General features: G+C 69.0%; 14 protein-coding genes and 3 pseudogenes. 12 read left to right on the top strand and 5 right to left on the bottom strand.

Translation table 11 applies throughout. From position 1 onward, the window contains the following. Positions 1-57 precede the first annotated feature (57 nt). From CWT12_RS10790 to CWT12_RS10770, 7 genes and pseudogenes are all read left to right on the top strand, one after another. Positions 58-1,044, top strand: a complete 987-nt coding sequence (locus CWT12_RS10790; protein WP_161924798.1) for a carbohydrate ABC transporter permease — start codon at positions 58-60, stop codon at positions 1,042-1,044. Further along, the gene (locus CWT12_RS14390) at positions 1,041-1,949 is read left to right on the top strand and encodes a carbohydrate ABC transporter permease (protein ID WP_161924797.1); all 909 of its coding nucleotides are present in this window, start codon (positions 1,041-1,043) and stop codon (positions 1,947-1,949) included. Before CWT12_RS10790 ends, CWT12_RS14390 begins: the two co-directional genes overlap by 4 nt. A gap of 40 nt (positions 1,950-1,989) precedes the next feature. Beyond that, positions 1,990-2,217, top strand: coding sequence for a hypothetical protein (locus tag CWT12_RS10780; protein WP_161924796.1), 228 nt, complete (start codon positions 1,990-1,992; stop codon positions 2,215-2,217). Further along, positions 2,196-3,092: pseudogene (locus tag CWT12_RS14745) on the top strand (glycoside hydrolase family 3 protein); the annotation flags it as partial. The gene CWT12_RS10780 and the pseudogene CWT12_RS14745, both read left to right, overlap by 22 nt. Positions 3,093-3,295: 203 nt before the next feature. After that, positions 3,296-3,874 (top strand): annotated as a pseudogene (locus CWT12_RS14740) (glycoside hydrolase family 3 protein); the annotation flags it as partial. 210 nt (positions 3,875-4,084) lie between these two features. Continuing rightward, entirely contained in the window at positions 4,085-4,366 is a 282-nt protein-coding gene (locus CWT12_RS13495; RefSeq protein WP_202616356.1) for a fibronectin type III-like domain-contianing protein, read from the top strand. A gap of 441 nt (positions 4,367-4,807) precedes the next feature. Continuing rightward, positions 4,808-6,103, top strand: coding sequence for a DDE-type integrase/transposase/recombinase (locus CWT12_RS10770; protein ID WP_161924795.1), 1,296 nt, complete (start codon positions 4,808-4,810; stop codon positions 6,101-6,103). Positions 6,104-6,289: 186 nt separating this feature from the next. Here the strand turns inward: CWT12_RS10770 and CWT12_RS10765 are convergent, their stop codons facing one another. Further along, the gene (locus CWT12_RS10765) at positions 6,290-6,958 is read right to left on the bottom strand and encodes a potassium channel family protein (RefSeq protein WP_161924794.1); all 669 of its coding nucleotides are present in this window, start codon (positions 6,956-6,958) and stop codon (positions 6,290-6,292) included. A gap of 271 nt (positions 6,959-7,229) precedes the next feature. After that, entirely contained in the window at positions 7,230-8,414 is a 1,185-nt protein-coding gene (locus CWT12_RS10760; protein WP_161924793.1) for an alpha/beta fold hydrolase, read from the bottom strand. 137 nt (positions 8,415-8,551) lie between these two features. Between CWT12_RS10760 and CWT12_RS14095 the strand changes: the two genes are divergently transcribed. Both CWT12_RS14095 and CWT12_RS14090 read left to right on the top strand, forming a co-directional pair. Beyond that, entirely contained in the window at positions 8,552-8,938 is a 387-nt protein-coding gene (locus CWT12_RS14095; protein ID WP_237564156.1) for a TetR/AcrR family transcriptional regulator, read from the top strand. Beyond that, complete coding sequence (locus CWT12_RS14090) at positions 8,839-9,228, top strand: TetR family transcriptional regulator C-terminal domain-containing protein (protein ID WP_237564155.1); 390 nt, start codon at positions 8,839-8,841, stop codon at positions 9,226-9,228. Before CWT12_RS14095 ends, CWT12_RS14090 begins: the two co-directional genes overlap by 100 nt. Before the next feature lie 11 nt (positions 9,229-9,239). Here CWT12_RS14090 and CWT12_RS10750 read toward each other — a convergent pair whose 3' ends face one another. Continuing rightward, entirely contained in the window at positions 9,240-10,646 is a 1,407-nt protein-coding gene (locus CWT12_RS10750) for a TrkH family potassium uptake protein (protein ID WP_237564408.1), read from the bottom strand. Between the two features lie 454 nt (positions 10,647-11,100). Here CWT12_RS10750 and CWT12_RS10745 point away from each other — a divergent pair, with 454 nt between their 5' ends. From CWT12_RS10745 to CWT12_RS10735, 3 genes are all read left to right on the top strand, one after another. Next, a complete protein-coding gene (locus CWT12_RS10745; RefSeq protein ID WP_161924792.1) occupies positions 11,101-11,343 on the top strand; it encodes a helix-turn-helix domain-containing protein in 243 nt (80 codons plus the stop codon). Between the two features lie 196 nt (positions 11,344-11,539). Further along, positions 11,540-11,638 carry a 30S ribosomal protein bS22 gene (locus CWT12_RS10740; protein WP_003792170.1) on the top strand — a complete coding sequence of 33 codons (99 nt, stop codon included), beginning with the start codon at positions 11,540-11,542 and terminating at the stop codon, positions 11,636-11,638. Between the two features lie 68 nt (positions 11,639-11,706). After that, complete coding sequence (locus CWT12_RS10735; RefSeq protein ID WP_161924791.1) at positions 11,707-12,726, top strand: LacI family DNA-binding transcriptional regulator; 1,020 nt, start codon at positions 11,707-11,709, stop codon at positions 12,724-12,726. A gap of 63 nt (positions 12,727-12,789) precedes the next feature. On the opposite strand, the gene CWT12_RS14085 is transcribed toward CWT12_RS10735, so the two are convergent. Beyond that, positions 12,790-13,230, bottom strand: a complete 441-nt coding sequence (locus CWT12_RS14085) for a hypothetical protein (protein WP_237564154.1) — start codon at positions 13,228-13,230, stop codon at positions 12,790-12,792. Positions 13,231-13,262: 32 nt separating this feature from the next. Beyond that, positions 13,263-13,385 (bottom strand): annotated as a pseudogene (locus CWT12_RS14735) (hypothetical protein); the annotation flags it as partial. Positions 13,386-13,420: the final 35 nt, after the last annotated feature.

The following is a 13,420-nucleotide window of genomic DNA, read 5'->3' as shown; positions in this document are numbered from 1 at the left end:
CGCGCCCCGCACGCGCCCGGGCGCGCCGCGGCCAACCCACGAAACGAGACCAGCACAATGACAACAGCTGCAAGCTCGGCGCCTGTCAGCGGTGCCGGCGCCGTCGCCAGGCGGAGAGTCAAGAGGAAGAGCCCCAGCGCCCTGTCCTGGCGGGACCGGGTGGAGATCACCGCCCTGTCCGCCCCGGCCGTCATCCTGTTCCTGACCTTCGTCATCCTGCCGGTGATCATGGCCGCCTACTACGGCTTCTTCAAGTGGAAGGGCTTCGGCGTCCCCACCAACTTCGTCGGCTTCGACAATTACCGCACCATCCTCACCGACCCCGAGTTCCACAACGTGCTGCGGCACAACGCCATCGTCGTGGTAGGTTCACTTGCCCTGCAGGGCCCCTTCGCCCTGCTGCTGGCGCTGCTGCTGAACAAGAAGATGCGCGGGCAGTCGCTCATCCGCGTTCTCATCTTCATCCCCTACGTGATCTCCGAGGTCATCGCGGGCACCGCCTGGGGGCTGATGCTGCAGACCGACGGCGCCGTGAACGGCATGCTGCGCAAGCTCGGGCTCGGGGCGCTCGCCAATGACTGGATCTCCAACCCCAAGACGGCACTGACCGTCCTGCTGTTCATCCTGACCTGGAAGTACGCCGGATTCGCCGTCATCATCTTCCTGGCGGGCATGCAGGGCATCCCCGAGGAGCTGACCGAGGCCGCCAAGGTCGACGGCGCCTCCTACTGGCAGATCCAGCGCAAGATCACCATCCCCCTGCTGGGACCGACCATGCGCATGTGGGGCTTCCTGTCGATCATCGGCTCCCTGCAGCTGTTCGACCTGGTCTACATCATCTGGGGGCAGTACATCTCCTCCACCGCGGGCACCTCCACCATGGCCACCTACATGGTGGTCAACGGACGCATGAGCGGCAACTACGGCTACGGCAACGCGGTCGCCGTGGTGCTGTTCTTGATCTCCCTGGTGATCGCCCTGACCTATCAGCGATTCGTCCTGCGCCGCGACACCGAGGGCGCACTGACCGGGAGCAGCCGATGACCGCCGCCGTAACGTCCCTCAAGCCCCTGGCCCCCGCCGAGTCCGCGGCCGGCGCCAAGTACCGCCGTGGGCGCGCCGCCAAGCCCAAGCCCGAATGGGCCAGCCCCGCGGTCTACCTGGTGGCAGCGCTGGTGATCGCCGCCCTGCTCGCCCCGGTCGCCTACGTGATCCTCGGCGGATTCCGCAACAATTCCCAGATCACCGCCGATCCCGCCGGCCTGCCCGACCCCTGGGTGGTGGACAACTACCGGGTGGTGCTGACCAGCTCCGGTTTCTGGCTGCAGGTCGGCAACTCCACCATCGCCGCCGCCTGCGGCACCATCGGCACCGTAACGCTGGGGCTGATGGTCAGCTTCGTGATCGCCCGCTACCCCTTCAAGGGCGGCAGCGCGCTGTACATGCTGTTCGCGGCGGGACTCATGTTCCCCATGACCGTGGCCATCACGCCGCTGTACATCTTGATCAAGAACCTGGGCATGATGAACTCCCTGGCCGGCATCATCATCCCCGGCATCGCTTTTGCCCTGCCGCAGACGGTCATCATCCTGGTGCCCTTCCTGCGCGCCATCCCCAAGGAGCTGGAGGAGGCGGCCTCCCTGGACGGCTGCGGGCGCATGGGGTTCTTCTGGCGCGTGGTCGTGCCGCTGTCCGCGCCCGGCGTGGTCACCACCGGCATCCTGACCTTCGTCGGCTCGTGGAACTCCTACATGCTTCCGCTGTTCATCCTGACCGACCACTCCAAGTACACCCTCCCGCTGGGGGTGCAGGCCTTCGCCTCCGAGCACTCGGTCAACACCGCGCAGGTCCTGGCCTTCACCTCACTGTCCATGATCCCCGCCCTCGTGGTCTTCAGCCTGTTCGAGCGCCGCATCGTCGGCGGCCTGACCGGCGCCGTCAAGGGCTGACCCGGGGCCGACCGTCAACCACCGCAACCTGGAGCCAACCGTGAACACCTGGAACAACACCTCCCTGCCCGCGCACGAGCGTGCCACCGCCCTCTTAGCGGCCATGAGCCGGCGGGAGAAGATCCACCAGCTCGCCTCCTTCTGGGAGCGCAATGAGGAAGAGTCCGTCCCCGCACCGGAACCCGCCGGCGCCGGAGAACTCGACGGCCAGGCGGGCCCCGCGGACACCGCTCACCAGGTGGCCCCATGGCCGACGCGTTCGCGGTAGGGCGCCAGGGATGGGGGGAGAGTATCGATGGCGGACTGGGCCACCTGACCCGCATCTACGGCACGGACCCCGTAAGCGTCGCGGACGGCACCGCCAAGCTGGCACGGCTCCAACGCGAGGTCGTATCCCGCAACGCCTTCGGCATCCCGGCCATCGCCCACGAGGAGTGCCTGACCGGCTTCACCGCGCTGGGGGCGACCGTATACCCGGCCGCCATCGCCTGGGGCGCCACCTGGCGCCCAGCACTCGTGGAGCAGATGGCGCGGCGCATCGGTGCCGACCTGCACGCCGTCGGCGTCCACCAGGGCCTGGCGCCGCTGCTGGACGTGGTGCGCGACTACCGGTGGGGGCGCGTGGAGGAGACCTGCGGGGAGGACCCCTACCTGGTGGGCACGCTCGGCACCGCCTACGTGCGCGGCCTGCAGGCCCAGGGAGTGCACGCCACCCTCAAGCACTTCGTCGCCTATCCGGCCTCGAAGGCCGGCCGCAACCACGCGCCGGTGTCCATGGGCACGCGCGAGCTGGAGGACATCATGCTGCCTCCCTTCGAGATGGCTGTACGCGAGGGCGGCGTCGCCAGCGTGATGAACTCATACTCCGACATCGACGGCGAGCCCGTGGCAGCCTCCCGCCACCTGCTCACGCAGGTGCTGCGCGAGCGCTGGGGCTTTACCGGCACCGTGGTCTCCGACTACTGGTCGGTGCGCTTCCTCCAGGCCATGCACCACGTGGCCGGGGACTACGCCCACGCCGCCGCGCTCGCGGTGCGTGCCGGACTGGACGTGGAGCTGCCGGAGACCACCTGCTACTCCCACCTGGAGGCCGCCCTGGACGCCAGCCTGCTAACCGAGACCGAGCTCGACACCGCCGTGGCACGGGTGCTGACCCAGAAGGCCGAGCTGGGCCTGCTTGACGCCGACTGGGACCCGACCACCGGCGTCGAGGCGGACCGCGACCTCGACTCGCCCGGCAACCGGGCCGTCGCCCGCGCGATGGCCGAGGAGTCCGTGATTCTGCTGAAGAACGACGGCGTGCTGCCGCTGAACCCCGATGCGAGCGTGGCCGTGTCCGGTCCGGTATGGGAGGACGTGCGCTCCTTCCTGGGCTGCTACTCCTTCCCCAACCATGTGCTAAGCCGCGACGGCGGCCGCACCACGGGACTGGACATCCGCGACCTGCCCACCGCGCTGGGTGCCGCCCACCCGGGCGAAGCCGCCTTCCACCAGGGCGTCGGCTTCATCGATGGGCGCACGGAGGACTTCGATGCTGCTGTCGCCGCCGCCGCGGCCGCCGACGTCGCCATCGTCGCCCTCGGGGACATCGCCGGGCTCTTCGGCGGGGGACCTCCGGGGAGGGCTGCGACGTCGTCGACCTGGGCCTGCCCGGACGCCAGGGCGAGCTGCTGGAGGCGGTGCTGGCTACCGGCACCCCCACCGTGCTGGTGCTGGTCACCGGGCGCCCCTACGCGCTGGGGGAGTACGCCGATCGCTGCGCCGCCATCGTGCAGGCCTTCATGCCTGGCGTGGAGGGCGCCGACGCCATTGTCGGCGTGCTCACCGGTGCCATCAACCCCTCCGGGCGGCTGCCCGTCGCCATTCCGAATGGCCGTGGCGGCCAGCCGGGCACCTACCTGGCGGCACCACTCGCCTGGCACGCCGACGGCATCTCCAACCTGGACCCCACCCCGCTGTACCCCTTCGGCTACGGGCTCAGCTACTCGGCCTTCGCGCTCACCGGCCCCGCCGTCTCCGCCGCCCAGATGGACGCCGACGGCCAGGTCGACTACGCGGTCACGGTCACCAATACCTCCGACCGCCCCGGGGCCGAAGTCGTCCAGCTGTACCTATCCGACCCGGTGGCCGAGGTGGTGCGCCCGCTGAAGGTCCTCATCGGCTTCGCCAAGGTGGACCTGGAGGCGCGGGAGTCCAAGCGCGTCACCTTCACAGTGCACGCCGACCGCACCTCCTTCACCGGCGTCGACCACCGGCGCATTGTCGAACCCGGCCAGATCCTGCTCGCCGCCGGCACCAGCAGTGAGGACCGGTTGGACCCGCTCGCGGTTGAGATCACCGGTGCGCGCCGCGTGGTCGGCGAGGGCCGCGTGCTCACCACGCCGGTCGCCGTCACGCCCGCGCCGACGGCACCCTGAAGCCCGGTGGCGCGGCCCTGCACGACCGGGTCAAGGACCGGTGGGCGCTGCCAACGGGGGTGCGCGCCGATGCTCAGGTGAAGCTGTGCCTGTCCGGTTTCTGCGGCCCCTACCTAGGTGGCGTGCGGGGAGTGGCAGTTGGTGTTCGGGGCTGTGCTGGCGCGGTGGTTCGTATGTCGGCACGACGGTTCGTATGTTCTGGTTGGTGTTCCAGTTGGCGGTTCGTAACTCGGGGTGACGGTTCGTACCTCGTGGCGACGGTTCGTACGTTCCGGTCGACGATTCGTACCCCACGGTGACGGTTCGTACAGTAGGGGTACGTAGCGTCGCCGAAAGGTACTGTGATGTCTCATGACTTCTGGGACTGTTGGATCTCATGACATCTGGGAGTGTCAGAAGTCGTGAGATTCTGGGAGGCCCTGGGTGGGGTTGGGTTGGGGGATGGGCTATGCAGTTTCGCCGTTCAAGCGTCAGCGCATCATTGAGTTCGACTCGCGGGTTGCGGGTGTGAGCGTGGAGGAGTTCTGCCGGCAGGTGGGGGTCTCGAAGTCCTCGTTCTACCGGATCCGTAAGCGGGCCAAGCAGGAGGGGCCGGGGGCGGCGCTGGTCGCCCGTTCCAGGGCGCCGCTGCACCCGGCGCGCCGTTGGGATGAGCGGGTTGATGAGCGTATCGCCCAGGTACGCCGGGAGCTGGTTGCCGACGGGAAGGATGCGGGTCCGTGGTCGGTGTGGTGGGTGCTGTCCGGGGCGGGGGCAAACCCGGCCCCGTCGCGGGCGACTATTGCCAGGCGCATGCGGGCCATGGGGCTGGTGGTCCCGGCGCCACGCAAGCGCCCGCGGGTGTCTTTCAAGCGGTTCACGCGTACCAGCGCTAACGAGCTGTGGCAGCTGGACGGTATCGAGTGGAGTATCCAGGGGCGTGCGGTGACCATCTACCAGGTCATCGATGACTGCTCCAGGGTGCTGGTGGCGCTCAAGGCGGCCTGGGGCGGGGAGACGCATGAGGCCACACGCCAGATCCTGTCCGAGGCGTTCGACTCCTGGGGGCGGCCCGCAGCCATCCTGACCGACAACGGCAGGGCCTTCAACACTCACCGCACCACCGGATTCGGGCGGACAGAGAGGTGGCTGGCCAGCCTGGGGATCCGTCCGATCAGCGGCGCCATCGGTCACCCACAGACCCAGGGCAAGGTCGAAAGCTCCCATAAGCCCCTCCAGCTGTGGCTGGCAGCGCACCCCTACACCACCCTGGAGGACCTAAACGCCGGACTGGTGCACTTCACCGCCTACTACAACACCGAGCGCCAGCACCAGGGGCTGGGAATATCCATAACCCCCATACGCGTGTGGCACCAGGTCCCCCGGGCCCTGCCCAATCCCTCCCCAATCAACCTTGACGCGCTATCCGGGCCTGTGCCGCTGAGCCTGCCGCAGGCTGCCAGCACCGACCCCACCATCACCAGCAGACAGTCCCTGAGCAACGGGACCGTGACCTACAAAGGCCGCATCATCTACGTCGGATCCTTCATGGCCGGCCAGACAATCGAGTTCCGCCAGTACCCCACCCGCCTGGACCTCTACGACCAGGCCGGAACACACTTCGCCGCGATCCCCTGGCCCCAGCCCACCCAGGCCCAGACCCACAGCCGGGCCACCATCAACGCTTCCAAACCACCCAACGGAATCATCAGCAGGCCACCCCGCTCACCCCGCTCCCAACCGTCCCAAAACCCATGAGACTCAACCGTCCCAGAAGTCATGAGACTCAACCGTCCCAGAAGTGTGGAGACAGCACAGTCGCCGAAAGGTACGAAGCGTCGGTGCAAAGGTACGAACCGTCGTGCGAAGTGCCGAACCGTCGCCCGGGCATGCGCGTGCCGGCGGCGTCGCGGCATTCTTTGGCCGCCTGGCGACCTACTCGGGTCAGCCGCGGTTGGCGAAGCGCTCCAGGAGCATGGCGTCTCCGCCGACCACTAGGACGTCGTCGGGGGATACCAGGGTGGCGGGGGTGGCGTACTCGAAGGGCTCTCCCGGGCTCATCAGGCCGAAGACGGTCACGCCGTAGCGGGAGCGGATCTTGGACTCGCCGATGGTGAAGCCGTGCAGCTCGGCCGGCGGGCGCATCTTGACGATGGTGAAGCCGCCCTTCTCCATCTCGATGTAGTCCAGCATGCGGCCGGATACCAGGTGGGCGGCGCGCTGCCCGGCGTCGAACTCCGGGTAGACCACGTGGTGGGCGCCGATGCGGCGCAGGATACGGCCGTGCGCGCGGGAGACGGCCTTCGCCCAGATCTGCGGGGTCTGCAAGTCCACCAGGTTGCCGGTGATCAGCACGCTGGCCTCCAGGGAGGTGGCCACGCCCACCACGGCTGTGCCGAACTCGGTGGCCCCCAGCTGCTCGAGGGCCTCCATATCGGTGGCGTCCGCCTCCACCAGCGGGATACGTCCGGTCCACTGGCGCACGAGGACGGGGTCCCGCTCGACGGCCAGGACCTCCCGGCCCAGGCGGTCCAGGGTGGCGGCCATGGCCGAGCCGAAGCGGCCGAGCCCGATCACCAGGGTCGAGTCGTTGTAGGCGGAGCGGTCAGGCATGAGTCCTCAATGGCGATAATGGCGATGTGTGGATACTCGGCGGATGATAGCGAGCGGTGCTCGGCTGACGTCACCGGCCGGGCACCGCACCCAACGGTAGTCCCCTCCGCCGAGATCGGTCGTTGTTCCCGCCGAGTTCGGCGCGATCCGGCGCGCGGGGCTCGACTGGCGCAGGTGCGTCCCGTGCCCGCGCCTACGTGGGGCGATCCGGCGCGCTGGGTCGGCCAACCGCCTTTGGACGGTGAATGCTCGGTCCGGGCTCCCGCGCCTCCTAATGCCCCGGGCCAACCCCTGACAGCAGCGGCTCCTCCCAAGCGAGGATGGTGCGCACCGCCAGGCCCAGGTTGCCTACCTGGCAGTGGGAGGCACAGCCCTCTGCCGCGGTGAACACGCGGGTGGTCACCGAGCGAGCACCGGTCAGGGTGCGCACCTGCCGGGGCAGCTGGGCCAGGGGAACGTAGTGGTCCTGCGCCCCGGCGAGCAGCAGCACGTCTCCGCGCACCTGCGCGGAAACCTCGCGGGTGTGCAGCCGCCCGGCGAAGCGCAGGAACTGTGCCGGGGAGTCGGTGCCGGTTACCCGCATCCCCTGCTCCAGCCCCCACTGGACGACGGAGTGCCTACCTGCCAAGGCGAGCAGGCGATTCACCAATCCGCCCGGCATCCCGACCAGTGCCCGGCCCAAGCGCGACGGCACGGGCGCCGCCTGCCGCATGGCGACGTCGAGGAAGTCGTCCATGACGTCCCAGGCCACCACACGCGCGGCTCGCGGCTCGAAGGCGGCGGCCCGGATCACCAACTCTCCACCCAGGGACAGGCCAACCAGCGTGACTTCCTGGAGCCCGAAGTGGTCCAGTACTGCCGACACCGGCCGCTCCCACTCCACCGTGAGCGGCACGCGCTGCTCCTCCAGGACCTCGCCCTGACCGGGGCCCTCGAAGGCGATCACGCGATGCCCCCGCTGTGCGATCGCGGCCAGCAGCGGGAACCACTCCTCAATGTAGGAGTCGAACCCGCCGAAGAGCACCCAGGTGCTGCGAGGCTCCTCGCCCGGCGCCAAACCCTGGGCGGGCAGGTCGTAGGCGGGGAGATCGGCGCCGTCGCAGCTTACTCGCACGGGGCTGAGCGCGAACAGGTGCTGCATGGTGCGCACGAAGCGGTGCCGGGTGGGAAGGCGGCGCGGGTCGTCGCCCGCCATGAAGAACTGGGCTGCACGCTCGTAGATGGCGGCATCGAACTGCCGGTCGGCCGCGCGGGCGGCCCGACCGAGGTGCAGGTACGCCTCAACCCAGCCGGCATTTGTGCTTGGTAGCGGTGACAGCGCGCGGATCTCCTCGATCGCGTGGGGACCAATCAGCTCGGCCCAGCGCAGCGCCTGGAAGGCGTGGTCGGTGGCGGCCGGAAGCGCCTGCGCGCCCAGGGGCGGGATGTCAAGGTCGAATGCGTGCAAAGTGTTCAACTGCCCTCCTAGCAACAACGAACGTTTCTGTTTGGCGTGGAAGGCTAGCAGCTGTTCCCGCCAAATCAAAACATTCGTTTTGATTTGGCTTGGGCCTAGGGCGGGCGGGGCTGTACCGGCGCGCATATCCTGGCCCCATGCCCCGCGTCACTCAGTCCTACCGGGACCGCCAGACCGCCCGAATCGTGGCGGCGGCGGAGGCCTGCTTTTCCCGCAGCGGCTTCGACGGCGCCTCAATGGACGAAATCATCGCCGAGGCCGGCATGTCCTCCTCCACCGTCTACCGGTACTTTCCCCAGGGGAAGGAGTCCTTGGTCCGGGCTGTGCTCGGACAGGCGATCAACCCCGTGGTGGACTGGATGGCGGGGCTGCCCGCCGCGGGGGAGCTCCCCCATTTGAGTCCGCTTTCGTCGACGCCGTCGAGATGGCCTGGAGGTACAAGCGGGAGGCCGCCGACGGTAGTCCCGGCGCTACGGGACAGGGCTGCGGCGGCGAGGCGGCTCAGGCGGGGGCTCGCGCAGTAGCGCGCGTCGAGCTCCAGGTCGCCATCTGGGCCGAGCTGGCGCGCCAGCCGGATCTGCGCGCCGCCAATGCCGAGCACTATGTCCGGTTGCGTGCCGAGATCGTCAGTGCGCTCCGGCGGTGGCAGGCACGCGGAGACATCGCCCGGAACCTCGATGCGGAGGCGGTGGCTGCGGTCGTGCACAACGCCGCCATGGGCCTGCTGGTACGGAGAGCCGTCGTCGGCGAGCCCGGCTGGCACGACGACGTCACCGCCACCGCGCATGCCCTGGCCGGCATGATGGGTGGCTGACGGGGGCCGAGTCAGCCGATCAGGGGCCGCTCTGCGGGCATGCGGATCACCCGGCGGCGCTCGCGCAGTGCGAGCGCGGAGGCCGCCGTCATCGTGCCTACGCGACCGATGAACATCAGCACGATGATGACGTACTTCGCGCTCGGCGGCAGGATCGGGGTAATCCCCGTGGACAGGCCCACGGTGGCGAAGGCGCTGATCGCCTCGAACAGGATGCGGTCCAGGGTTAAGTCGGTCAGCTCCAGCAGCAGCAGGGAGGAGATGCCGACGATGCTGACACCGATGAATGACACTGCCACGCTCAGGCGCACGGTTGAGAGGGTGATGCGCCGCCCGAAGGCCTCGATGTCCTGGTCGCCGCGCGCCTCGGCCAGAATTGCCAGCACCAGCACCGCGAAGGTGGACACCTTGATGCCGCCGGCCGTGGAGGCCGAGCCGCCGCCGACGAACATGAGTGCGTCCTGCAGCAGCCAGGTCGACTCGTGCATGTGCTCCGGCGCAATCGTTGACAGCCCGGAGGAACGGGCGTTGACGCTGTTCACCAGTGCGGTCAGAAGCTTCCCGCCGGTGGACAGCGTCCCGTAGGTGTTGGGGTTGTTCCACTCGAAGGCGCCGATGGCCACGGCGGAGAAGGCGCTGAGCGCGGTGTAGGTGGTCAGTGTCAGCTTGCTGTGCAGGGTCAATTGGCGGGGACGACGGCGGTTGCGCGCCACGTCGCGGATCACCGGGAAGCCGATGGCGCCCAAGAAGGTGCCCAGTACGATCGGCAGTCCCATCCACCAGTCGCTGGCATAGGGCGCCAGCCCCTCAGGCATGACTACGAAGCCGGCGTTGTTGAAGATGGACAGCGCCATGAAGAACGCGTACCAGGCGGCGTGCCCGAAGTCGAGCCCCAGCGTGAGGAAGCGGGGAAGCAGCACCGCCATCAGCACCGCCTCGACGCCGAAGGCTGCGTAGGCGACTGCGCGCAGCAGTGAGATGACGTCGCCCAGCCCCGCCATGTTCTCCGAGGCGGTGAGCATGCGCTGCGTCAGTCCCAGGTGGCGGGACACGGCGAAGGACAGCAGCGAGGCCATCGTCATGATGCCCAGGCCGCCGATCGCGGCGCCGGTGATGATGACCAGCTGCCCGAATGTTGACCAGTAGGTGGCGGTGTCCACGGTGGTCAGCCCGGTCACGCATACGGCCGACGTCGCCGTGAACAGGGCGTCCACGAAGGGGGCGCGCTGCCCGCTCGCCGTGGCGATCGGCAGGCTGAGCAGAGCCGCAATCCCCGCGACGATGATGGCGAACACGGTGATGGCCAGGCGTGCGGGGGAGAACCGGGCCACGCGCTCGAAGCGGTTGCGCAGTCCCAGGCGTGCCAGCAGGCCGCGTATGCCGGTGGCGTCCTCTGGGGCCGCCAGCTCGCGTGCCATCGCGCCCGGCCCTTCCGGGTCCAGTGGGTCGGTGGGCTCGGCGGTCCCCATCATGGCTGCGTGGGCCGCTGCGGCGCGGGCAGCGGGTCTGGCGTGGTGCCGGGCGGTTGCCTCCGGCCCGTCCCCGTTTCCGGTCCGCGCCTGGCGCCGGACTGGGGGCGCAGTGGGGTGCGGTTCGAAGTCGGGGCTCATGGCTGAGGACACAGGGTCATTGTGGGCCATCAGGTGCGGCGGCGGGTACTGCCGGGCTGTGCGCCGCGGGGCCGCGTCGCGTCGGGGGCTCGTCAGGGAGTGTCGGGTGTGTGAGATGCGGCGCGCGTGACAAATGGGGGAGGAAAGAGCCTGTGCGACGGTTGAGACACGGGTTATATTGGAGTCGTTCCGTAATCGCATGGGGTCGTGTACGGCCCGGCCCCTCGCGTCCACTACGACCTGACGACAGGACACCACCGCCATGGCATCGGGCACCTCGACTTCACCAAGCGCCGCAGGCGCCCCCAGTTTCCTGACCGTGGCGGAGGTGGCGGCCATGCTGCGCGTGTCGAAGATGACGGTCTACCGCATGGTCCACTCCGGTGACCTGCCCGCCATGCAGGTTGGACGCTCCTTCCGGGTTCCTGAGCGCGCGGTCCAGCAGTACCTTGCGGCCGGCCTGGGTGACTGGGGCCACGAGGACTCTGCGTCGACCGGTTCCTGAGACCCGCTACAATCCCTTCGTCACCCGTGTGGTCGGGTGCGGCCTGTCGGTGCTCCGCTCGACTGTCAAGCCTTTGACCGGCGACTCCTCGAAGTGCTGACCCGCCCGTTGCTCGGCCACCACGCTCGTTCAGTTACGCGCCGGCGCCGCCGGCCGCGCGAGCAGGCCGGCACGAACAAACATCGAAGGAGCCTCAATGGGATCTGTCATCAAGAAGCGCCGCAAGCGTATGGCCAAGAAGAAGCACCGCAAGCTGCTGCGCAAGACGCGCCACCAGCGTCGCAACAAGAAGTGAAGCCAACTGTGCCCGGGGCCTGTTCCCCGGGCACAAACGTTCCCAGCCGCACCGCATAGGAGCACCACATGGCCGTGACCATGCACGACGTCGCCCGTCTGGCTGGGGTTTCGGTCAAGACCGTCTCAAACGTCGTTAACGACTACCCGCACGTGCGCGAGTCCACGCGCACCAAAGTTCTCGATGCCATCGACAAGCTCGGGTACAAGGTCAATCAGTCGGCGCGCAACCTGCGGCGTGGCTCCACCGGACTCGTCTGCCTGGCAGTCCCCGAGCTCAAGCTCGCCTACTTCGCGGAGCTTGCCGACGCGGTGATTGCCGCCGCCGAGAAGTACAACCGCACGGTGCTGATCGAGCAGACGAACTCCGACAAGGAGCGTGAGCTGCGGGTACTGCACGACTCCCGCCGGCACCTGTTTGACGGCCTGCTGTTCAGCCCGCTTGAGCTGGGGCAGGATGACATCGCCCAGTTCCACGTCGACTACCCGCTGGTACTGCTGGGGGAGCGGGTCTTCGGTGCCCCCGCAGACCATGTGACCATGGCCAACACCGAGGCGGCGTGCGTTGCCACCAAGCACCTACTGGAGCTGGGGCGCAGGCGGATTGCGCTGATCGGTGCGCATGCGGGGGAGGTCGTCGGCTCGGCCGGGCTGCGCGAGGCCGGCTACCGCCAGGCGCATGCGCAGGCCGGGCTCGCGGTGGACGAGCGGCTGGTGCGGGAGGCGGGCCTGTGGCACCGGGCCAGCGGGGCGGAGGCCGCACGCCGCCTGATCGCGCAGGAGCTTCCCTTCGATGCGGTCTTCGCCCTCAATGACGCCATGGCCATCGGCGTGCTTCACGAGCTGGCCGTCGCCGGCATTCAGGTCCCGGAGGAGGTGGCCGTGATCGGCTTCGACAACGTCGAGGACGGCCAGTACACCCAGCCATCGCTGAGCACTATCGATCCCGGCCCGGGTTGGATCGCCCAGCGCGCCGTGGACCTGCTGGTTGAGCGGATTGAGGAGCAGCAGGCCGGTCGCCCGCCGGCCTCCTACCGCAACGAGGTGGCGCCCTTCCGGCTCGTCCAGCGGCAGTCGACGGCGTTGTAGCTAAGCCCCTCGCGGTCGGCGACCGGCGGGGGACGGCGGCGCTGCGGCGTGACCCGGCTGCGGCTACGCCGGCGGATCGGCGAGTACCCCGGTGCGCAGCAGCCGCTCCCGGGCAAGCAGTGTCATCGCCGCCAGCGGGAGGCTCACCCCAACCAGGACCGCCAACAGCGGCCAGCACCAGGCCACCGCCCCGGCGGCCGTGGCCGTGACCACCATGGCAGTGGTCGTGAGTGGTGAGGCCACAGCGACCCCCGCTGCCCGCCGTAGCGTCTCCCGCGGCCTGAGGCCCCTGGCGGCTCCCAGCAGCGGGATGGTGTAGCACGCCACCACCACGCACATGCCGCAGATGACGATGACGGGTACCAGCAGTGCCACCAGCGCGCCGCGGGCGTACCACAGGATGACCAGGTCTGCGGCGCCCAGCAGGATCGCGGCGACCAGCGGCGCGCCCACGCCCGCCGCGGGCCGGAAGGCCCCCGGTAGATCCGCCAGAAGTCGCGCCACAGATGCATGGACGGGTCCCGGCGGCTGCGCCGCGAAAGCTCGTGCACGGCGCAGCCGGCAGGAAGTGCACCGCATACCACCAGCCCGGCGAGAAGACCGAGCCACCACAGTATGTTCAGCGTCACCAGCTGGGTGGCAACGCGCAGCCAGCCCATGACGGTGCCGCCCCACCCCGGCAGGTCGATGTCGG

Source organism: Actinomyces sp. 432, assembly GCF_009930875.1.
In the GTDB taxonomy this organism is placed as follows: domain Bacteria; phylum Actinomycetota; class Actinomycetes; order Actinomycetales; family Actinomycetaceae; genus Actinomyces.
Note: the sequence above shows the minus strand (reverse complement) of the source record. Positions and strands in the feature narration are given on the sequence as shown.